The organism is Arthrobacter sp. Leaf234, assembly GCF_001422665.1.
Taxonomy (GTDB): Bacteria; Actinomycetota; Actinomycetes; order Actinomycetales; family Micrococcaceae; genus Arthrobacter_D.
Genome location: NZ_LMLU01000005.1, coordinates 130441 through 150952 on the forward strand (window position 1 = coordinate 130441; position 20512 = coordinate 150952).

Consider the following 20512-nt stretch of genomic DNA (forward strand, 5'->3'; position numbering starts at 1 on the left):
GTGTTCTCCCTGATCCGCACCGAACTCTCCCGCTTCCGCACCACCCTGCTGTCCAGGGCCGCGCTCATCGTGATCGCCGTCATCCCCGCCCTCTACGGCGGGCTCTACCTCGCGGCCAACTGGGATCCGACGGGCAACCTCGAGCACCTGACGGCCGCGGTCGTGAACGAGGACCAGCCCGCACCGGCCACCGGACCCGACGGCTCGGACACCACGGTCTCGGCCGGCGAGGACCTCGCCGCCTCGCTGACCTCCTCCGGCGACGCCGGCTTCACCTGGGTCGCGGTGACCCGGGCCGAGGCGGAGGATGGCCTGCAGGACGGGACCTACGCGGCAACCCTCGACATCCCGGCCGACTTCTCCTCCCGCCTCGCCTCGCTCGGTGGTGACTCACCGGATCAGGCGATGCTCGACATCACCACCGACGACGCCGACAGCTTCATCGTCGGCCAGGTGGGCAACACCGTGGCCGCCACCCTGCAGCGCCAGGTGCAGTCGGGCGCCACCGAGGACTACCTCGACGGCATCTACCTGGGCTTCTCGTCCCTGCACGGGAAACTGGTGGAGGCGGGCGAGGGCGCGGACAAGCTCGCCGACGGCGCCCGCAGTGCGGACGAGGGATCCGCTTCCCTCGTCGTCGGCCTGGGGGACATCGTGGACGGGACCGCGCAGCTGTCCACCGGCAGCGCGCAGGTCGCCGCCGGTGCCGCGGACCTCGCGGCCGGGTCGGGTGAACTCTCAGGTGGCCTGGCCGGCCTCGACGCCGCCACGGCGGACCTCGTCCCGCAGTCCCGGCAGCTCGCCGACGGTGCGGCCGCGGCCTCCGCCGGCGCGGCGACCCTGCGCGACGGCGCCGCACAGCTGGCTACCGGAGCGCAGTCCGTCGCCGACGGCGCCACGGCACTCGCCCCGTCCGCCTCCGCCCTCGCGGACGGCACCCGGCAGGTCGCCGACGGCGTCGGCCAGGTGGGGCAGGGTGCCTCGGCACTGTCGGCAGGTGCCGGCCAGGTCCAGGGCGGCGCCGAGCAGGCGGCCGCCGGGTCGAGGTCGGTGGCGGACGGGCTCGCCCGTCTGCAGCAGACCTTCGACGCGCTCACCGACGCCGAGCGACTCGCGGCACTCCAGCAGCTCGCCGCAGGAGCGGACGCCGCGGCAGTCGGGTCGGAGCAGGTGGCCGCCGGTGCCGGGACCCTCGCGTCCTCGGCGTCGGACCTCGCCGCCGGCGCGGACGCCGCGGCCACGGGTGCGTCCACCGCCGCCGACGGAGCGGGGAGCCTCGCGACGGGCGCGGCGCAGCTCTCCGCCGGCGCCACCGACGCGTCGGCTGGGGCCACGCAGATCGCCCGGGGCGCGGCGGACCTGGCCGACGGAGCGGGTCAACTCGAGGCCGGCACCGCGACGCTCGCCCGGAACACCCCGGCCCTCCGCGACGGGATCGTCGCGGCGTCCGACGGTGCGGATACGCTCGCTGCCGGAGCGTCGACGCTGAGCACGGGTGCGGGCGACGTCGCCGGCGGGGCAGCAGTGCTGGCCGACGGGTCCGGCGAGGCCTACGACGGAGCCACGAGCCTCGAGGGCGGGCTGGGCTCCCTGTCGACGGGCTCACAGGACCTCGCGGCGCAGCTCGGCGAGGGCGCCGGCCAGGTGCCGGACCACGACGACGCGGAGCGGGCCGAGCTCGCGTCCGTGGGCGCCTCACCCGTCTCGATCGAACGGACGCACGCCAACGCGGTGGACGCCTACGGCGAGGGCATGGCGCCCTACTTCATCCCCCTGGCGCTCTGGGTCGGCGGGATCGTGACCTACACCGTGCTCCGCGCCGTCTCGCCACGGGCCCTGGCCTCCTCGGCGGCATCCTGGCGCGTGTCCGCCGCCGGGTACCTGCAGGGCGCGCTGTTCGCCGTGCTCCAGGCCGGGGTCCTGCTCGCGATCCTGCTGGACGGCCTCGGCCTGACCACGCCGCACCCGGTGGGCCTGATCGCCTTCACCGTCCTCACGGCGCTCGTGTTCACGGCGATCCACCAGGCGCTCGTCGGGCTGCTCGGCGGGGTGGGGCGGCTCGTGGCGCTCGTCCTGCTGATGCTGCAGCTGACCTCCGCCGGGGGCACCTATCCCGTCGCGACGGAGCCCGGCTTCTTCCAGGTCCTCAGCCCGCTGCTGCCCATGACGCACGCCGTCACCGGGCTGCGGCACCTCATCGCGGGAGGCGACACCGGCATCGTCTGGGCGTCCGTCGCCCAGCTGCTGATCGTCTTCGTCCTCGCCGCCGCCCTCTCCGTGTACGCGTCGCACCGGCGTCGTTCGTGGACCCTGGAGAAGCTCCACCCCAGCCTGTCGATCTGACAACAGTCCTCCACAGGTGTGCCGTCCGCCTGCGGCGGCCGGCCCGGAGCTTATAGGTTGGAGGGGCATGTCCGAGCAGTTCCTCCACCAGGAAGGCACCATCCCATGATCTTCATCGTCGTCAAGTTCACCGTGAAGCCCGAGTGGAGCGACCGCTGGATCGACCTCACGCGTGACTTCACCGAGGCCACCCGCCGCGAGCCGGGCAACCTCTGGTTCGACTGGTCACGCAGCGTCGAGGACCCCAACCAGTTCATCCTCATCGAGGCGTTCCAGGACGACGCGGCCGAGGCACACGTCAACAGCGACCACTTCTCGCAGGCAATGAAGGACATGCCGCAGGCGCTCGTCGAGACGCCGGAGATCATCAGCGAGCGGATCGCCGCCGAGGGCTGGGGCCGCATGGGCGAGCTGACGGTCGAGTAGCGCCCGGACGTCAGACGGCGTCGGGCGCCACCGCGGGGAGGGCCTGCTCCATGATGAAATCGTCCTCGAAGCGGTCCCCCAGCCGGAAGCGCTTGGTCCCCACCACGTCGAAGCCGTGCTTCCGGTAGAACCGGAGGGCGCGGGCGTTCTCCTGGTTCACGCCGAGCCAGATGCCCGGGAGGCCGGACCCCGCGGCGTGCTGCAGCGTGGCCTTCATCAGGGCCGATGACGAGCCGCTGCCGTGCAGGTCGGGGTGGACGTAGAACTTGCTCAGTTCCGCCGTCGGAGTGAGCGAGAGGGCCGCGAGCACGTCCGCGTCCGACGGCTGATCCAGGACCACCATGCTCCAGCCCATCACCCGGTGCCCCTGGCGGATGCACAGGACGGTGTGCCCCGGCCGGGCGAGCACCTCGGCGAAGCGCTCTTCCGAGAGGTGCGTCTCGATGTGCCGCTGGATCTCCTCCGGTGGGGAAGCGGGCGGGCAGGCCAGGGGGAACGTGACGGCGGCGCAGACGGCGAGGGCCGCCGCGTCGGCGACGGTCGCCGTCGTGATGTCGATGCTCATGCACCAAATCTAGGACGAACGGCAGCAGGACGCGGACACCGGGTCCACGTCCTGCTGTCATTCGTCCACGGCGTCCGTCGGTTCCGGCGGATGCTTGCGCCGGTGCCGTTCGTCCTGCTCCGTTCGTCCCGCTCCGTTCGTTCTGGTCCGTTCGTCCCGGTACTGCGGACGCACGGCACCGGAACGCCGGGGGCGGCGCCGCCGTGAGCGGCTACTCGATAACGGGCAGGCCGTCGCGGGTGAGCTTCCAGTTCTCCTCGAAGAACGTGCTCGGATCGATCGTGCCCTCGGCGATCAGGTAGTCGATGAGCAGCTGACGGATCTCCGTGGTCTGGTTGACGAGGACCGGAGCCGTGGCGATGTGCGGGAAGTTCCCGCCGCCGGACTGCCGGTAGTTGTTCGTCGCCACCGCGAACCGCTGCGCGGGATCGATCGGCGCACCGGCGTAGCTCAGGTCGACGATGCGCTGTCCCACGGGCCGGCTGATGTCGATGTCATAGCTGACGCCGGACATCATGTCGTAGTTGTAGTCCGGCGTGCCCGCGGCATTGGTCAGCGTGGCCGGGTCCACCGGAGCGCCGACGGCGGTCTGGGTGAAGTACTTGGCCGAGTACTCGAGGTAGTCCTTGACCTGGGCGCCGGTCATCTCGACGCCGAACAGGGTGTTCGGGAAGACGTACAGGCCGGCCATGTCGCGGATGGTGACGGGCCCCTCGGGGATCACCGCCGCGCGGTTGAAGGGCGCGACGATGGACAGGACCGGCAGGTCGGCGTTCGGGGTCCCGTCGAGGGCCGTGTCGACGGCCCTGGCCTGGACGTCGTTGACGAAGTCCATGACGGCGGTGTCGCGGAAGCGCGAGTCGGCCGCTGACATGGTCTCCATCGCCGTACCGATGGCCGTGTTGACGTAGTCGATCGTCGTCCGGTGCTGCTCGGCCGCGATCGCCGAGATCTTCGGGTCGGCAGGCACGGTGTTGGAGTTCAGCAGCTCGGAGTTCGCCGACGCGACGTCCCACTGGCCCCGTACCTTGACGAGCTCGAAATCCATGACGGACAGGCGCATGCCCCAGTTCTTCGGCTCGGTGAGCAGGACCTGCTCACCGGTCTGCCGGTTGGTGACGAACCGCTCCGGGATCTCCTGGTGCTCGTGACCGGCGAGGATCGCATCGATGCCCGGCACCTGCTCGGCGATCAGCGTCGACGCGTTCTCGATCGGCAGGTCGCCGCCGTAGGAGGACGTGCCCGAGGGGCCGGAGTGCGAGCTGACTACGACGACGTCCGCTCCCGCGGACTTCATCTCCGGAACGTACTTCCTCGCCTGCTCCACCATGTCGAGGAACTCGAGCTGCCCGTCGACGTTGTTCCTGTCCCAGATGGCGCTGCCGGGCGTGGTCAGCCCGAGGATGCCCACCTTGATGGGCTTCTGGCCCTTGAGCTTGAGCGTCTTGATCACGTAGGGCGTGAAGGCGTCCCCGCCGGTGGTCGCGTCCTTGACGTTGGCACCGAGCAGCGGGAAGTCGAGCTGCTCCTCGTAGGTGCGCAGGAGCGGCAGCCCGTAGTTGAACTCGTGGTTGCCGAGCGTGGTGGAGTCGTAGCCCATGGCGTTCATCGCGGCGGCCATGGGGTGCATCTCGCCGGTCTCGTCCACCGGCTGGGTGGTGGCGTAGTAGTCCGTGAGGGACGTTCCCTGGATGGTGTCGCCGTTGTCGATCAGCAGGGTGGACCCGGCGCCGCGGTCTGCGCGGACCTGGTTCACGAGCGTCGAGATCTTGGCGATCCCGACGTCGTTCCCGGCGGCGTCGTCGTAGTCGGCGTTCTTGAAGTAGTCCCAGTTCTCGATGTAGCCGTGGAGATCGCTGGTGCCCATGACGGTGATCGAGACCGTGTTGTCCTTGGGTCCGCCCTTGCCTCCGCCGGGTGCGGCGGTCGCTGCGGGTGCGAGGGTGAGGGCGGCGGCGCAGCCGACGGCAATGGCCGTGAGTGCGCGACGGTGCCCTCGGTTGAGGCTGTGTGACACGGTGAATCAGCTCCTGTTGGTGTGCGGTGGCGTCAGCATACCGGTGACCGATGACACACTGGTGACCGGGACATGGCGGCGGATGAACGCCCGATGTCCGCCGCCGAGGACCGGCGGCGGACCGGTCCCCCCACCCGCTCGAGGTCAGGGAGGACCACCAGTGACGACGACGCCGGAGTATCAGGACGAGTACCGCGAGGACCTCCTGGGCGCAGGATACGAAGCGCGGACGCTCCCGCTGGCGAGCGACGACGAGGGCGAGGTGGTGGCGACGCTCGTCCGGCGTCGCGCCGCGGGGACCTCGCGCCGGGCGGTCCTATACGTGCACGGCTTCGTGGACTACTTCTTCCAGACGAACCTCGCCGATGCCTGGCTGGAGGCCGGGTTCGACGTCTACGCACTGGACCTGCGCAAGTACGGCCGGTCGCTCCGCGAGCACCAGACGCCGAACTACATCACCGCGCTCGAGCACTACGACGAGGAACTCGACGCTGCTGCACGCATCATCCGGGAGGACGAGGGCCATGACGTCCTCGTGGTGATGGGCCACTCGACCGGTGGCCTCATCACCTCGCTGTGGGCGCACCGGCGGCGCGGCCGCGGGATCGTCGACGCACTCGTGCTCAACAGCCCCTGGTTCGACCTCAACGCGAGCGTGTTCCAGCGCACCGTCGGGACCGCCGCGGTCCACCGGATCGGCGCGCTCAAGCCCCGCACCGTCGTCGGCACGCTCGGGTCCGCGTACGGGCGCTACCTCCACAGCGGCAGCGGAGGGGAGTGGACCTACGACCTCGCGTGGAAGCCGCACGGCGGGTTCCCCGTGGTGGCCGGGTGGTTCGCCGCCGTCCGGCGAGCCCACGCCGAGCTCAACCGCGGGCTAGCCGTCGACTGCCCGGTCCTCGTGGCCTGTTCGGACGCGACGTCGAACCCGGTGAAGGAGCCCGCCAGGATCTCCTCGACGGACGTGGTGCTCGATGTCGCGCACATCGCTGCCCGGTCGCCGCGCCTCGGGCGCCACGTCACGCTGGTGCGGATCCGTGGGGGCATTCACGACCTGGCCCTCTCGCCCGAGCCGGCCCGCTCGGAGTACTTCACGGAGCTCGCGCGGTGGCGGGATACGTATGTGCCGGAGGCCGGCACCGCGCCGTGATCCGTTCCCTGCCGTGAGCCGTTCCGTGCGGTGAGGTGAGGTCAGGTGAGGGGGTGGGTCGGGTGGGGGGTGGGGCGTGTCGTGAGGTGACGCCGGACGACGGCGGCGGCTCAGGCGAAGCGGCGCATCGCGAGGCGTTCGGCGAACGCCTGCTCCTCGCAGAGCGACGAATGCGCCAGGGTGAAGATCCGGGCGTCAGACCGCAGCTGCCCGATCAGGGCGAGCGCCGTGCGGGCGTCGAGGTCAGCGGCGAGCAGCAGTGCCGCCGTCGCCTGGACCCGCCCCGCGCCGGCGGTCGCCGCGGCGCTCCGCAGCCCGGCGACGGCGTCGTGCCACTGGGTGGGATCCGCACTCCGGAAGGAGCGCTCGATGACGAGGATGCGCTCGTCGAGCAGATCGGTGAAGCGCGAGACGAACGACGCCGCTGCGCGCGGCGAACCGATGTCGGCAGCAAGCCGGGAGACTGCTGCCGTGTCGATGATGGGCTGCATCTCGGGTCCTTTCGAACTGTGCGGACCGACGGGTGGACAGGACTCGGGAGGGCCTTGTCCAGGTCCCCACCGGGATGCCCAGTCTTGCGCAGCTACTTGAAGCTGGGGCGCAGGAATACTCGGGTTTTCATCAAGAAGAGGAGGGGAACGTCCGCCGACCCGCCCTCATCGACCGCCGCGGTCGACGTCGTAGGTCAGCACGGCGAACTGTCCCTGCTGCTCCACGGTGCGCAGGACGAGCCGGTCCGCCCCGACCCGGAGCGGCAGCAACGGCGCCCCGCCGGCGAGCGCGGCGGGTGCGACGGCGAGCTGGATCTCGTCCAGCAGCCCGGCGGAGAGGAACTGGCCGGCCAGGTCGCCGCCGCCGACCACCCAGATGTCCCGCGCGCCTGCCGCTTCGCGGATCCGGTCGATCGATGCGCGGACATCGCCGGAGACGAGCCGCACGTCGGCTCCCTCGGGGATCGGCAGGTCCCGGGAGGTGAAGACGAACGTGGGGCGCTCGCCGTACAGCGTCGGCCACTTCCCGGGGTCCTCGATCAGCCCCTCGAAGGCGAGCACCCATGCGTAGGTCGTCGACCCCTCCACCAGGACACCCACGGAGTCGAGGAAGCGCTCGTGGTGTTCCGGCGGCGGGGGTTCCACGGCGAACAACCAGTCCAGCGAGTCGTGCTCGTCCGCGATGAAGCCGTTGATCGAGGTGGCGGTGGAGAAGATGATCCGGGTCATGCGTCATTGCACCACGCAGCTCCGACGATCAGCACGCACGGCCAGGCGTCGCCAGGAGCCCGGCTGCCCTTCGCCGCTGGTCGGCCCGAACCCGTGACGAACCTGCGCCGGCGGGCGTGCCCGGCTGCGCTCCCTCCCACCGACCGGACGCTCCCAGTGGGAACAGTCCATCCTTCCCGCTGACGACCTCCGGTGAGTGGGAGGGACAGCGGCGCCGGGGCGGGCGTGGGCCGCCGTCGGCCTAGTCTGCTGCGGCGTCGACCCGTCCGACGAACTCGCGCACCAGGGCGTCGAACTCCTCCTCCCGCTCGATCTGCGGCATGTGACCGCAGCGCTCGAACAGGTGGAACTCCGCGTGGGGGAACGCCGTGCGCGCGTGGTCGAGGTGCGAGGCCGGCAGCACGCGGTCCTCGTCGCCCCACACCACGAGCGTCGGCTTGTGCTGGGCCGCGACGGTGCGCAGCAGTTCGGTCCGCCAGCGGCGGCGCACCCCGCGGAACGTGCCGAGGTGGCGGGCGACGGCGAGCAGGACGTCGTCGTGCACGGGGTTGCCGCCGACCTGCTGGGCGTGGTCGAGGCGTTCCTCCGTGACGAACCGCTTGTCGAAGAACAGGGCGCGCTCGGTGCGGTAGGCGGCCTTCCGGGACTTGTCCCGCATGAGCCGCCGGCCGAGGGGCCGGATGGCGAGCAGCCGCAGCGCGATGGTGACCTCCTTGCCGAAACCGGCGCTGTTCACGAGGACGAGGCTGCGGACCCGTGCCGGTTCCAGGGCGCTGATCTTCAGGGCCACGGCGCCGCCCAGCGAATTGCCCACCACGTGCAGCGGCCGGTGCTCTCCGAGGGTGTCGAGCCCGGCGATGACGAAGCGGGCCATCGATTCCATGGAGTACCGGCCCTCCGTCCGCTCGGACAGTCCGAACCCCGGCAGGTCCAGGCTGATCACGCGGTGATCGGGGGCAAGCCGTCCGTACAGCCCCTCCCAGTCCTCGAGGCTCCGCCCGATCCCGTGGATCAGCAGCACGGGGGGCCGGGTGCGGTCGCCGTCGTCCCGGTAGCGCACCCACACGCCGTCGACCACCAGCAGGCCGTCGTCGTGCGTGGCGGACCGCTCCACGCGGGCCCCGCTCACCGGCGGATCTTCCGGGCCAGCCGGGCGAGCTTCGTGGCGCGGCGCTCCAGGGTGCCGAAGGACATGGGCGCCAGGCGGGCGACGACGTCGGGGATCTTCGCGCTGAGGCCGATCAGCAGGCGGGGCTTCCGCGCCTTCACGGCCTCGAGCATGAGCTCCGCGGCCTTGTCGGCGGGGAAGGTGAGGAGCTTGTTGAACTCGTCCTTCGCCTTCCTGACATCGACGTCGCTGAGGTTCCCGCCGATCCGCGCGTTCAGCGCGATGCCGGTCCGGATGCCGCCCGGGTGCACGGAGGTGATACCGATGCCGCGGGGCAGCAGCTCGTTGCGGAGGGCCTCGGTGAAGCCACGGAGGGCGAACTTGCTGGCGGAGTAGGCCGTCTGGCCTGCGGGACCCACCAGGCCGAACAGGCTGGAGACGTTGACGATGTGCCCGCCGGGCTTGATCCGCGGCAGCAGGTGGTGCGTGAGCAGGACGGGCGCATGGAAGTTGATGGCCAGCACCCAGTCGAAGTCGTCCATGCTGATCTGGTCGAAGCGTCCGGCCAGGGCCACGCCTGCGTTGTTGATCAGCAGGTCGATGCGCTCCGTCGCTGCGAGGAGGTCAGCGGCCACCCGCTCGACGGCGTCACGCTCGGCGAGATCGGCCACGAACGTCCGCACGCTGCTGCCCGGGAAGGTGGAGCGGATGGAGGAGGCGACGGCGTCGAGCTTCGCCGCGTCCCGGTCGACGAGCAGCAGGACGCTCCCGCGTTCGGCGAGACCGCGGGCGAGGTGCTCGCCCATGCCTCCCGCTGCTCCGGTGACGACGGCGGTGGCGCCGGTGAACTGGAAGGGCTGGATGCTCACGCGTGGATCTCCTGGAGGTCGGGGGCGGGGGTGCCGCTGGGGGGTACGGGGGTGTCGAACACCATGTTCTTCGAGAGTCTGCCGCGCAGGGCCGTCGGGGCGTCGAGCAGGTAGTTCTGCCGCATGATCCACGGCTGGCGGTCGCCCTGCTTCGGGAAGGCGGACACCGCGCGCTGCACGTAGCCCGAGGTCAGGTCGAGGATGGGCCGGGCCGTCATCGCGCCGTCGACCGCCGGGGCGCCGTAGCGGTGGCCATGGCGGTCCATGTACCGGATGAGGCGGCAGACGTAGCGCGAGCTGAGGTCGGCGCGCAGCGTCCAGGACGCGTTGGTGTAGCCGACGCAGAGCGCCAGGTTCGGGACGCCGCTGACCATGAGCCCCCGGTACACCCAGGAGTCGCCGAGGTCCACCGGCCGGCCGTCGACCGTGAAGCGTGCGCCGCCGAGGGGCAGCATCGAGAGACCGGTGGCCGTGACGACGACGTCCGCGTCGAGTTCCCGCCCCGAGGCGAGGCGGATGCCGGTCGGGGTGAAGGTGTCGATGGTGTCGGTGACCACGGATGCCGAGCCGGACTTTAGGGCCTTGAAGAGGTCGGCACTCGGCGCCACGCAGAGGCGCTGGTCCCACGGGTTGTAGGCGGGGGTGAAGTTCTCGCGGACCGAGGCCTCGTCACCGAGGATCCGCTCGGTCTGGGTGCGGATGAGCTTCTTGGCGAGCTCGGGCCGGCGGCGGCAGAGCTGGTAGAAGGCCTGCGTGAACAGGACGTTCTTGGCCCGGGCCAGGTGGTGCGCGGGGCCGGCGGGGAGGCGGCGGCGGACGGCGTCGGAGAACGTGTCCCGGCTGGGCACGGCGGTGACGTAGGTAGGGGAGCGCTGCAGCATGGTGACGTGGGCGGCCTCCTTCGCCATGGAGGGGACGAGGGTGACGGCGGTGGCGCCGCTGCCGATCACCACGACCCGCTTCCCCGCGTAGTCCAGGCCCTCGGGCCAGAACTGCGGGCGGACGATCTCGCCGGTGAAGGAGTCGAGGCCGGCGAAGGACGGCTCGTGGCCGCGGTCGTAGTTGTAGTAGCCGCTGCACAGGTAGAGGAAGCCGCAGGTGAGCTGCCGGCGTTCCGTGCCGCCGTCGTCGTCCGTGTCATCGAGGTCGAGGGTCCAGCGCGCGTCCTCCGAGGACCAGGCTGCCCCGACCAGCTTCGTGCGGAAGCGGATGCGCTCGCGGATGCGCGGATCCTCCGCGGTCTCGCGGATGTAGGAGAGGATCGAGGAGCCGTCGGCGATCGCCTTGGCCTCGGTCCACGGGCGGAAGGGGTAGCCGAGCGTGAACATGTCGCTGTCGGAGCGGACGCCCGGATAGCGGAAGAGGTCCCACGTGCCGCCGATCGCGCCCCGGGCCTCGAGGACGGTGAAGCTCTTGCCGGGCAGGCCGGTGGCCACGCGGTAGGCGGCGCCGATACCGGAGAGCCCGGCACCCACGATGACGACGTCGAGGTGCTCGAGTGCTGTTTCCATGCCTCCATCCTTCCGTCTTACGCTGCACACCGCTTGACTTCGTGCGACAGCTATTTACCCTTGGACGACATGGGCTCTGTCATCCGCTCCGCCGGCATGCGCGGCTTCCGCGACGTCGTCGAACAGTTCGGCGGCGATGCCGAAGCGCTCGCAGCGCAGTTCGGGGTGCCGCTGGACGCGCTCGACGGCGACGACGTGCTCGTGTCCGACGTCGCGATGGCCCGCCTGCTGGAGGGGGCGGCGCGCGCGCTGCCGTGCCCGGACCTCGGCCTGCGCATCTCCGCGTACCAGGACATCGGGATCCTCGGCCCGCTCGCCGTCGCGGTCCAGAACTCACCGACCGTGGGGGCGGCGCTCGAGTGCGCGTCGCAGTTCCTGTTCCTCCACAGCCCCGTGCTGCGCTTCACCCTCGTGGCGGATCCGGAGGGGCGGCCGGGTGATGTGGGCCTCTGCTACGGATCCTCGGAGGGGACGCCGCCGCGCCAGGCCACGGACGCGATCCTCGCCTTCTCGCACCGCATGATCCGTTTCCTCCTCGACGGCCCGTACGGACTGCATTCGGTGCACCTCTCGCACCTGCCCAGGGCTCCCGCCTCCCGCTACACGGAGTTCTTCGGCGCCGAGGTGCGCTTCGGTCAGGCCGCCTCGCTCCTGCGGGTGCCGCGGAGCCTGCTCGACCGCCCGCTCGCCGGCGTCGACGACACCCTGCGGGAGATCGCCCTCGACTACCTCCACAGCCACTTCCCCGAACCGGGCCGCGTGGTCGCACCCCGGGTCAGGAACGCCATCGACCGCATGCTCGGCAGCTCGCCGCCGCGCATCGACTCCGCCGCCCGGCTCCTCGGCATGCACGCCCGGACCCTGCAGCGCCGGCTGGCCGGCGAGGGCACCAGCTTCGAGTCCCTGCTCGACGACGCCCGCCGCGACGCGGCGCTGCGGCTCCTCACCCGCACGGACCTGCCGCTGCAGCAGGTCGCGGGGCTCGTGGGACTGTCGGAGCAGTCGGCTCTGACCCGGTGCGTCCGCCGGTGGTGCGGCACGACGCCGAGTGGTGTGCGGGCGGGCAGCGCGGGAGTCTCGGAGGCCCCCACCTACACTGACAGGCAAGGATTCACGGCGGGAAGGGGGAGCGGTGGCAGGGATCACGAGCGCTGACGTGGCCCGCGAGAGCGGCGTCTCCCGCACCACGGTCAGTTATGTCCTGACAGGGCGCGACGGCGTCAACATCTCGGAGGAGACCCGCCGCCGGGTCCGGGAGACCGCCACCCGCCTGGGGTACGCGCCGTCGGCCGCAGCCCGGGCGCTGCGCACCGGGCGGAGCGACCTGGTGCTCTGCATCCTGCCGGACTGGCCCGTGGGGCCCGTCATCGAGACCCTGCTCGACGCACTGGCGGACGAGCTCTCCGGCCGCGGTCTCTCCGTGCTCGTGCACCACGGACGCGGCGCACGGCCGCTCGCGGATCTCTGGCGGGCCGTGACCCCGAGGGCGGTGATCGGCTTCGCGCCCTTCGCGGAGGACGACCTGCTGGCCATGCGTCAGGGCGGCATCCAGGTGCTCGGGACGCTCGGTGAGGACAATCAGCCCCACCCCGATCTGCCGTCCGAGAGCCAGCTGCGGATCGGTGCCCTGCAGGCGGAGCGCCTGATGATCCGAGCGACCCGGCTCGGGTATGCCTGGCCGGCCGACCCACGTCTCGCGGTCTTCGCCCGTGACCGCCTGCTCGGGGTCCGGCGGATCTGTGCCGAGCTCGGTCGTCCCGAGCCCGTCGTCCTCCCCGTCGGGCTCGACGTGGGTTCCGCGGCCGAGGCCGTCCGGGCCTGGCGTGGGCTCGGCATCACGGGTGTCGCGGCCTACAACGACGACGTCGCCCTCGCGGTCCTCGCCGGGACGCGGGCCGAGGGCCTGTCCTGTCCCGACGACTGCGCGGTGGTGGGCGTCGACGACATTCCGGCCGCACGGCTCGCTGCTCCCGCGCTGACGACGGTCTCGCAGTCCATCGAGGTGCAGGCGCGGTATCTGGCGGCCCTGGTCGTGGCGGACCTCGACGGCTCGGGGGAGAACCCGGGCCATCCGGGCCACGGCCTGCATCTCGTGGAACGGGACTCCGCCTGACCCTGCGCACCGGGGGTGACGTAGCCGGGTAGGGCGACCTACGTGCACCGCCACTACCGACAGGTGCGGACGCATGCCACACACAGGAAGGGCCGGAGCAATGCCCCGGCCCTTCCTGTGGTGCGACGCTCTACGGGTAGCGCACCAGGTAGCTCGGGGTGCCCGTGTTCGCGTTGCTCACGGGCGCTCCGGTGGTGTTCACCACGTGGTCGATCGTGCCGGCACCGAGGTTGACGGTCAGCACGTGGTTCAGGACGACGCCGGCCGTGTCCGGCACCTCGAACCCGCGGGTGGCGTGGATGGTCGGGTCCACGTTGGTGAAGATGTACGAGCCGCCACCCCACAGGGTGTGCTGCTTCACGCCGTCGGCCACCTTGTAGCCCGCCCAGCCGAGGACGCCGTCGTGCTGCCACGCCGCCTGGTTGGGCGGGTCGTAGGGCAGCTCGTTCTGGTAGAGCACGGTGCGGCCGCGCTCGCCGTTCCAGATGGTGTTGTACTCCTGGTAGTGCTCCACGAACAGGCCCGTGGCCGTGACGTCGTCGCCGTTGATGATGACGCCGTTGCGGCCCGTGCTGACGTCCCAGCCGAACGCTCCCTCGTTGCCGTGGTCCGCGCGCCACACCCAGATGTGGTCGATCAGCACGTTGTCGCTGTTGACCTCGAGACTGGTGTCGGCCTTGCCCACGTGCGGGCCGCCGATGCGGAAGTAGACGTCGCTGAGCGTCGTCGGGTTCGCCGGATCGTTCTTCGTCGCCCCGTTGTTGCCGTTCTTCGTCCCGATCTGCAGGAGGACGGGGGAGTTGACGGTGCCGCCGTCGATCGTGACACCGGCGATCACCACGCCCGGCACATCGGCGACGCGCATGGGGACGGCGCCGTTCACGGCGGTCAGGGTCGCGTGGCCGAGGCCGAGCACCACGGTGTCGGCCCGCTTCACCCGGATGGTGTCGGCGATGTCGTAGACGCCCGGCGTGAGGAGGAGATGCTTGCCGCGGGCCAGGGCGTTGTTGATGGCCTGCACGGAGTCGCCCGGGCGGGCGACGAAGAACTCGGAGAGCGGGACGGTGCGGCCCGGCGTCACGCCGTCACCCCACGAGATGCCGCGGGAGTTCGTCTCGGCCGAGGGCACGCGCACGCTGTAGGTGCCGCTGCCGTCCGCGAAGAGGTAGGGCTTCTCGCGGCTGACCGGGGTCTCGTCGAGGGTCGTGTACGGGGGCGTGGGGAAGCTCTCGTCGGTCGGCGCTCCCACGGTGCCCGAGAACACCTGGTTCCAGACGCCGTTGGACCAGCTGTCGATCTCCGCGTTGCGCGTCAGCCACTGCTGCTGGGAGCCGTTGACGATGTCCCCGGCCTTCGAGTCGGCGAGGTAGCCACCGCTCGCGAACTGCGGACCGGCCGTGCAGTAGTCCATGAGGGAGAGCGTGCCGCCCGTCACGTTCACGCGGCGCAGGGAGACGGCCTGCGAGACCGCCCAGAAATTCGCGGTCGCCCGGCAGCCGTCCTGCCCCGCCCCGTTGACCTGCAGTGTCAGGTTGGAGAGCGTGCGCCAGAAGTTGTTCAGCGCGATGCAGTTGCTCGTGCCGTTGTCCTCGAGGCAGCGGTTGTAGACCTCGATCTTGCCGTTGATGGTCACGTCCGACGGTGACGCGCCGAGCCCGGCGACCTCCGTGTAGTAGCCGACCTTGAACTGCAGCGGCTCCGCGTCGGTGCCGTAGGTGCCGGGCAGGAACAGGAGCGCCTCGCGTCCGGTGCCCATCTCGTCATCGATCTGGCGGGCGTTGACGGCGTCGACCTCCGCCTGGATCTCGCTGACCGGCATGCTCGGATCGAAGATCGTCACGTTCGGGCCGAAGTCGGGCGACGACGACGGCGGGGCCTTCTTCGCCGTCACCGGCATGCTCTGGGCCGGGGCCGGGGCCTGTGCTGGGGTGGTGGGTGGGGCGGCGATCGCGGTGGCTCCCGTGCTGGTGGCCAGGAGCACGGATGCTCCGAGCAGAGCTGCGAGCCGGGTGCGTCCGGTCCTGGTGGGGCGGGGGATGGTCATGCTGAACGGTTCCTCTCCGTCGAGGTGGTCCTGCCGAGGGCGGCGAAGCGACGATGGTGAATCGTGTCACCAGGCCGTGAGGGAATTACATCCCCGGCGCGCGGTGAAGTCAAGGAAAGTTCGGATGCCGCCCGTGACGGTCGGTCATTGAAGGGTTGCGCAGCCGGTGGTAGAGCTTGGGGGAGCGACGCCGGCGCAGTCGGCTCGCGTACGCGTCCGACAGCCCCGACCCGAGGAGACACCATGGCAGCGCCCGACGACGAAGAACGCAGCCTCAGCGAGTGGAGCCGGACCCTGGCACAGGCCCTGCAGGTCCTGGACCTCGAGGTCGATCATCCGAGGATCGTCGAGGTCGCCGAGCGCTCCTCGCGCCTACTCACCCCGCACGCCGGAGCCATCAGTGCGTTCATGATCGGCTATGCGGCGGGCACCGTGACCACGGACGGTCGGGACGAGACGAGCGCCGCCGTGGAGAAGGCCGCGAAGACCGTCCTGACGGTCATCGAGAAGGACGAGGAGACGAGCGAGGAGGAAGGCTGGACCGGCTCGGCACAATGACGACCGCTGAGCGGCAGGAGCAGACACCGACCCGCGCCCGGCTCGGATCCTGGCCGACGCCCCTCGAGCCTGCGCCCCGTCTGTCCGCCGCTCTCGGACTGAATCCCGACGACCTGTGGATCAAGCATGACGACCTCAGCGGGTTGGGAGGGGGAGGCAACAAGGTCCGGAAGCTCGAGTGGACCGCCGGCACGGCCCTGGCTCGCGGGGCGGACGTCCTCGTCACGACCGGCGCGGCGCAGAGCAACCATGCGAGGCTGACCGCGGCGGCCGGGGCGAAGCTCGGCGTCGGCGTCGACGTCGTGCTCGTGCTCACCGTGACGGACGGGACCGTCGTCGTCCTCGAGCGGTTCCGGCTCGTCGGCCTGGCGCCGGCAAAGGCCGGGCAGCACCGCTGATCTACCCGACTGCGGGAGGCCCCGGTCAGACGCCGGCCGGCGCCGCCGATCGGGACCGTGGCAGGCGCGCGAGCGTCCAGGCCAGCAGGACAGCCACCAGCACGGCCGCGGCCAGCCCGAGCCCCGAGTAGCCCATCAGGACGAGCGCCGGTCCGGCAAGGGCTCCGCCGGTGGCACCGGCGAGATTCATGAGCAGGTCGGAGGTGCCCTGGACGGGCGCGCGCTCGCCGACATCGACCGCTCCCGCCAGCAGTGCCGACGCCGACACCACGCTCGCCGACCAGCCGAGGCCGAGGAGGATCAGGCTGACCGTCACGGCCACCTCCGACTCCGCACCCCGCCAGGCCACCAGCAGGGCTGCCAGGAGGAGGATCTGCCCGCAGAGGATCCCGCGAGCCGCGCCGGCGCGGTCCGCGATCCAGCCGAACACCGGTGACAGCGCGTACATCCCCGCGACGTGCAGGCTGATCGTCAGCCCGACGACGGACAGACCGGCGCCGTGATCGTGCAGATGGATGGGCGTCATGGACATCAGGGAGACCATCGCCGCATGGCTGACCATGAGGGTCACGACGGCGAACCGTGCGCCGCTGTTACCCGCCAGGACGGCGAAGCCCCGCCGCTTCAGGGGCACCGGGGTGTCGGCGCGACGATCGGCCGCCTGGCGCCTGAGTGCGGTCAGGAGGGGATCGGGCCGCAGCCCCACCGTGTACACCAGGGCCGCCGCGACCTGGGCGGCGGCGGTGAACACGAATCCGCCGCTGAGCGCGGGGATCCCGAGGAACCCGGCGACCACCTGGCCGGGCTCGAACAGGTTGGGACCGAGGACGGCGCCGATGGTGGTCGACCAGACCACGAGTGAGAGGCTCCGCCCACGCGTCGATTCGGTGGCGAGGTCGGTGGCCGCGAAACGCGCCTGCAGGCCGGTCGCGGATCCCGAACCCAGCAGGACCAGTGCGACGAGCAGCAGGGGGAAGAGGGAGAGATACGCCGCGGTGATCGCGAGCAGCGCCCCGCAGCAGGCGAGGACGGAGCCCGTGGCGAGGGAGACGCGGCGTCCCCGCCGTTGGGCGAGGCTCGCGAGGGGGACGGCGGCTGCAGCGGCTCCGAGGGTCGCCATCGTGGCGGCCATACCGGACCACGCGCTGGATCCGGACGTCTCGGCGGCGAGGAGGGCGCCGAGGGACAGCGTGGCACCTGCACCGAGTCCGCCGAGGATCTGCGCGACGACGAGGACGCGGACCACATGCCGCTGGGCGACGTCGATCCCGGGGGCCTTCGCCGGTGGATCGTCGTGCCGCCGGTCCGCGTGCCGGTTGTCCTGCCGCATCCGCCCGCTCCTCCTGGTCGCCGTGACCGGAGCAGTCTATCCGCGCCGACAAGGCCCCCCACGGCCGAGGCGCTTGCACGGCGACCTGCACACCGGAGCGCCGACCGGCCAGGCCAGGCACGGCAGACCTGGCGCACCGACACGCACATCCGTGCGCGCCGACCTACCCGGCCCGCCACGGCAGGGCCGGCGCAGCGAGCACGACGTCCGGCCGCCGTCGGACCATCCCCTGAAGGGCGTCCGACGGCGGCCGGGTCGGGTCAGGCGTTCGCCGCCTCCGCCACCTTCGCGGGCGTGGTGTCAGCGCCCGTGAAGCCGTCCGGCTCCGGCTTGGGTGCCGGAGCGGTGGCAGCGACATCGTGCTCGGTGGGAGCCGTGTGGGAACTGGGCTCGAACCGCACGATGATCTGCTTGGAGATGGGGGTGTTGCTGCCCTGCGCCACGCGGTCGAGCGGCACGAGGACATTCGCCTCCGGGTAGTACGCGGCGGCGCAGCCGCGCGCGGTCGGGTACGAGACCACGCGGAAGGCCCGCACCACGCGGTCGATGCCGTCGTCGTACACGCCGTGGATGTCGACGTTTTGGCCGTCCTTCAGGCCCAGTTCGCGGATGTCCTCCGGGTTGATGAACACCACGTGGCGGCCCTTGTGGATGCCCCGGTAGCGGTCGTTGTGGCTGTAGATGGTGGTGTTCCACTGGTCGTGGGCGCGGAGCGACTGGAGGATCAGCGTCCCCTCCGGGCGTTCGAGGTACTCGAGGTCGTTGACGGTGAGTACCGCCTTGCCGGTCGGCGTGTTGAACGTGCGCGAGTCGCGCGGACCGTTCGGCAGGATGAAGCCGCCCTCCTGGCGGATCTTCCGGTTGTAGTCCTCGCAGCCCTCCACCACGTTGGCGATGTGGTCGCGGATGAGGTCGTAGTCCTTCTCGAAGCCCGCCCAGTCGGCGTCGATCTTCCCGTCGATGGTGGCGCGCGCGAGCCGGCTGATGATCGCCGGTTCGGAGAGGAGGTTGTCCGAGACCGGCTCCACGCTGCCCCACGAGGGGTGGACGGCGCAGACCGTGTCCTCCACCGAGACGAACTGCTCGCCGGTCTCCTGGCGGTCGATCTCCGTGCGGCCCTTGCAGGGGAGGATCAGCGCCTCCTTGCCGGTGATGAGGTGGGAGCGGTTGAGCTTGATGGAGATCTGGACGGTCATGTCGGTGTTCTCGAACGCCTTCTCAGCGACCTGGGTGTCCGAGATGGCCGAGACGAGGTTGCCGCCGAGGGCCACGAACGCCTTGATCTCGCCGTCGCGCATGCGCTTGATGGTCTCGACGGCGTCGGCGCCGTGCTCGCGCGGCGGCTCGAATCCGAACTCCTTGCCGAGGGCATCCATGAACGTGGGCGGCATCTGCTCCCAGATGCCCATGGTGCGATCACCCTGCACGTTGCTGTGCCCGCGGATGGGCGAGGCGCCGGCCCCGGGCTTGCCCATGTTGCCGCGCAGCAGCAGGAGGTTGATCATCTCCTTGATGGTCGCGACGCCCTTCTTCTGCTGCGTGATGCCCATGGCCCAGGTGATGATGACCTTCTCCGAGGCGATGTAGCGCGCGGCGAGCTCGTCGATCTCCTCGGAGCGGAGTCCCGTGGCTTCGAGGACCGTGGTCTCGTCGAGCTTCAGGAGGTAGTCGCGGAGCTCGTCCAGCCCCTCGCAGTGCTCCTCGAGGAACGCATGGTCGAGGACGGTGCCCGGGTTCTTCGCCTCGGCCTCGAAGACACGCTTGGACACGGCCTGCAGGAGCGCCATGTCTCCGCCGAGCCGCACCTGCAGGAACTGGTCGGCGATCTCGGTGCCCTTGCCGGCCACCCCCCGGACCTTCTGCGGGTTCTTGTAGCGCTTGAGTGCCGCTTCCGGGAGCGGGTTGACGGCGACGATCTGTCCGCCGTTGCGCTTGCAGTTCTCGAGCTCGGTGAGCATGCGCGGGTGGTTGGTCCCGGGGTTCTGGCCCATGACGATGATGAGGTCGGCGTTCTCGTAGTCATCGAACGTGACCGTGGCCTTGCCGATGCCGATGGTCTGCCCCATGGCCCAGCCGGAGGACTCGTGGCACATGTTGGAGCAGTCGGGGAGGTTGTTGGTGCCGAAACCCCGGACGAACAACTGGTAGAGGAACGCGGCCTCGTTGGAGGTGCGGCCGCTGGTGTAGAAGGCGGCCTCGTCGGGGGAGTCGAGGCTCTTGAGCTTGCTGCCGACGATCTCGAAGGCCTCGTCCCAGCTCACCGGCCGGTAGTGGTCCTCTCCGGCAGGCTTGTACACGGGTTCGACGAGGCGTCCCTGCATGCCGAGCCAGAACTCCGAACGCTCCCGCAGCTCGCTGATCGAGTGCTCGGCCCAGAAGTCGGAGGAGATGATGACGGGTGCGGCCTCCCACGTGACGGCCTTGGCGCCGTTCTCGCAGAACTCGAACGTCTTGCGCTTGTCCGGGTCCGGCCAGGCGCAGCTCGGGCAGTCGAAGCCGTCCTTGTGGTTCATCTTCAGGACGGTCCTCAGGGTCCGCTCCACCCCCATGTGCTCGATGGCCGGCTTCATGGAGTAGTACACACCGGGGATCCCCGCGGCCCAGTCCTTCGGCCGCTTCCCGACCCGGAGGTCCTTCTCGTCGAATTCCTCGACCACGGGTTCCTTGCGCGTCATGGCGACCGTCCTTCTCCGCGGCCCCGGCGGGGGCCTTCCTCGGCAGGCGGGTGACCTGCCTCGATTGTCGGGCTTGTACATCAGGCCTAACAGTGTTGCGGTGCAGGCCGCAAGCCTCGGGATGCCCGCTGTGCATCGCTTGACGTGCTCTCCGCCGTTCGTGACACCATTTGTTTAGTTGACCT

The 20512-nt window shown here is 70.7% G+C and carries 17 protein-coding genes; 7 read left to right on the plus strand and 10 right to left on the minus strand.

The window, feature by feature from the left end; all coding sequences use genetic code 11:
- Both ASF21_RS08480 and ASF21_RS08485 read left to right on the plus strand, forming a co-directional pair.
- Positions 1–2343, plus strand: coding sequence for a YhgE/Pip family protein (locus ASF21_RS08480; RefSeq protein ID WP_055769663.1), 2343 nt, complete (start codon positions 1–3; stop codon positions 2341–2343).
- Between the two features lie 105 nt (positions 2344–2448).
- Complete coding sequence (locus ASF21_RS08485; protein WP_055769665.1) at positions 2449–2769, plus strand: putative quinol monooxygenase; 321 nt, start codon at positions 2449–2451, stop codon at positions 2767–2769.
- A 10-nt stretch (positions 2770–2779) separates the two neighbouring features.
- Here ASF21_RS08485 and ASF21_RS08490 read toward each other — a convergent pair whose 3' ends face one another.
- Positions 2780–3334 carry a GNAT family N-acetyltransferase gene (locus ASF21_RS08490; protein ID WP_055769667.1) on the minus strand — a complete coding sequence of 185 codons (555 nt, stop codon included), beginning with the start codon at positions 3332–3334 and terminating at the stop codon, positions 2780–2782.
- 211 nt (positions 3335–3545) lie between these two features.
- Positions 3546–5351 carry a bifunctional metallophosphatase/5'-nucleotidase gene (locus tag ASF21_RS08495; RefSeq protein WP_055769669.1) on the minus strand — a complete coding sequence of 602 codons (1806 nt, stop codon included), beginning with the start codon at positions 5349–5351 and terminating at the stop codon, positions 3546–3548.
- A gap of 160 nt (positions 5352–5511) precedes the next feature.
- Here ASF21_RS08495 and ASF21_RS08500 point away from each other — a divergent pair, with 160 nt between their 5' ends.
- Entirely contained in the window at positions 5512–6501 is a 990-nt protein-coding gene (locus ASF21_RS08500) for an alpha/beta hydrolase (RefSeq protein ID WP_055769671.1), read from the plus strand.
- Positions 6502–6611: 110 nt separating this feature from the next.
- Here the strand turns inward: ASF21_RS08500 and ASF21_RS08505 are convergent, their stop codons facing one another.
- From ASF21_RS08505 to ASF21_RS08525, 5 genes are all read right to left on the minus strand, one after another.
- Positions 6612–6992: a hypothetical protein gene (locus ASF21_RS08505; protein WP_055769672.1), complete on the minus strand. Its 381-nt coding sequence runs from the start codon at positions 6990–6992 to the stop codon at positions 6612–6614.
- A 165-nt stretch (positions 6993–7157) separates the two neighbouring features.
- The gene (locus ASF21_RS08510) at positions 7158–7721 is read right to left on the minus strand and encodes a dihydrofolate reductase family protein (RefSeq protein ID WP_055769674.1); all 564 of its coding nucleotides are present in this window, start codon (positions 7719–7721) and stop codon (positions 7158–7160) included.
- A 241-nt stretch (positions 7722–7962) separates the two neighbouring features.
- Positions 7963–8850 (minus strand): alpha/beta fold hydrolase, encoded by an 888-nt coding sequence (locus ASF21_RS08515; RefSeq protein WP_200914802.1) that lies wholly within the window; start codon positions 8848–8850, stop codon positions 7963–7965.
- Complete coding sequence (locus tag ASF21_RS08520) at positions 8847–9698, minus strand: SDR family NAD(P)-dependent oxidoreductase (protein WP_235498727.1); 852 nt, start codon at positions 9696–9698, stop codon at positions 8847–8849. Before ASF21_RS08520 ends, ASF21_RS08515 begins: the two co-directional genes overlap by 4 nt.
- A complete protein-coding gene (locus tag ASF21_RS08525) occupies positions 9695–11209 on the minus strand; it encodes a flavin-containing monooxygenase (protein ID WP_055769676.1) in 1515 nt (504 codons plus the stop codon). Before ASF21_RS08525 ends, ASF21_RS08520 begins: the two co-directional genes overlap by 4 nt.
- 69 nt (positions 11210–11278) lie before the next feature.
- On the opposite strand from ASF21_RS08525, the gene ASF21_RS08530 reads away from it, so the two are divergent.
- On the plus strand, positions 11279–12364 hold the full coding sequence (locus ASF21_RS08530) for an AraC family transcriptional regulator (RefSeq protein ID WP_082471380.1): 1086 nt from the start codon (positions 11279–11281) through the stop codon (positions 12362–12364).
- Positions 12342–13322 (plus strand): LacI family DNA-binding transcriptional regulator, encoded by a 981-nt coding sequence (locus ASF21_RS08535; protein WP_055769678.1) that lies wholly within the window; start codon positions 12342–12344, stop codon positions 13320–13322. The genes ASF21_RS08530 and ASF21_RS08535 overlap by 23 nt, the downstream gene beginning before the upstream one ends.
- A gap of 130 nt (positions 13323–13452) precedes the next feature.
- Here ASF21_RS08535 and ASF21_RS08540 read toward each other — a convergent pair whose 3' ends face one another.
- Entirely contained in the window at positions 13453–15366 is a 1914-nt protein-coding gene (locus ASF21_RS08540; RefSeq protein ID WP_055769680.1) for a hypothetical protein, read from the minus strand.
- A 243-nt stretch (positions 15367–15609) separates the two neighbouring features.
- Between ASF21_RS08540 and ASF21_RS08545 the strand changes: the two genes are divergently transcribed.
- Together ASF21_RS08545 and ASF21_RS08550 are read left to right on the plus strand one after the other, a co-directional pair.
- Entirely contained in the window at positions 15610–15924 is a 315-nt protein-coding gene (locus ASF21_RS08545) for a DUF6457 domain-containing protein (RefSeq protein ID WP_055769682.1), read from the plus strand.
- A complete protein-coding gene (locus tag ASF21_RS08550) occupies positions 15921–16322 on the plus strand; it encodes a pyridoxal-phosphate dependent enzyme (RefSeq protein WP_055769684.1) in 402 nt (133 codons plus the stop codon). The genes ASF21_RS08545 and ASF21_RS08550 overlap by 4 nt, the downstream gene beginning before the upstream one ends.
- Before the next feature lie 25 nt (positions 16323–16347).
- On the opposite strand, the gene ASF21_RS08555 is transcribed toward ASF21_RS08550, so the two are convergent.
- Positions 16348–17652, minus strand: coding sequence for an MFS transporter (locus tag ASF21_RS08555; RefSeq protein WP_082471381.1), 1305 nt, complete (start codon positions 17650–17652; stop codon positions 16348–16350).
- A 260-nt stretch (positions 17653–17912) separates the two neighbouring features.
- Positions 17913–20327 (minus strand): FdhF/YdeP family oxidoreductase, encoded by a 2415-nt coding sequence (locus tag ASF21_RS08560; protein ID WP_082471382.1) that lies wholly within the window; start codon positions 20325–20327, stop codon positions 17913–17915.
- Between the last annotated feature and the right edge of the window lie 185 nt (positions 20328–20512).

What these genes read in the sequence shown, in the direction of transcription:
- ASF21_RS08490 (WP_055769667.1), bottom strand. Translation starts at nt 3,334, where the DNA reads ATGAGCATCGACATCACGACGGCGACCGTCGCCGACGCGGCGGCCCTC.
- ASF21_RS08510 (WP_055769674.1), bottom strand. Translation starts at nt 7,721, where the DNA reads ATGACCCGGATCATCTTCTCCACCGCCACCTCGATCAACGGCTTCATC.
- ASF21_RS08560 (WP_082471382.1), bottom strand. Translation starts at nt 20,327, where the DNA reads ATGACGCGCAAGGAACCCGTGGTCGAGGAATTCGACGAGAAGGACCTC.
- ASF21_RS08545 (WP_055769682.1), top strand. Translation starts at nt 15,610, where the DNA reads ATGGCAGCGCCCGACGACGAAGAACGCAGCCTCAGCGAGTGGAGCCGG.
- ASF21_RS08540 (WP_055769680.1), bottom strand. Translation starts at nt 15,366, where the DNA reads ATGACCATCCCCCGCCCCACCAGGACCGGACGCACCCGGCTCGCAGCT.
- ASF21_RS08485 (WP_055769665.1), top strand. Translation starts at nt 2,449, where the DNA reads ATGATCTTCATCGTCGTCAAGTTCACCGTGAAGCCCGAGTGGAGCGAC.
- ASF21_RS08525 (WP_055769676.1), bottom strand. Translation starts at nt 11,209, where the DNA reads ATGGAAACAGCACTCGAGCACCTCGACGTCGTCATCGTGGGTGCCGGG.
- ASF21_RS08550 (WP_055769684.1), top strand. Translation starts at nt 15,921, where the DNA reads ATGACGACCGCTGAGCGGCAGGAGCAGACACCGACCCGCGCCCGGCTC.
- ASF21_RS08555 (WP_082471381.1), bottom strand. Translation starts at nt 17,652, where the DNA reads ATGCGGCAGGACAACCGGCACGCGGACCGGCGGCACGACGATCCACCG.
- ASF21_RS08505 (WP_055769672.1), bottom strand. Translation starts at nt 6,992, where the DNA reads ATGCAGCCCATCATCGACACGGCAGCAGTCTCCCGGCTTGCTGCCGAC.
- ASF21_RS08530 (WP_082471380.1), top strand. Translation starts at nt 11,279, where the DNA reads ATGGGCTCTGTCATCCGCTCCGCCGGCATGCGCGGCTTCCGCGACGTC.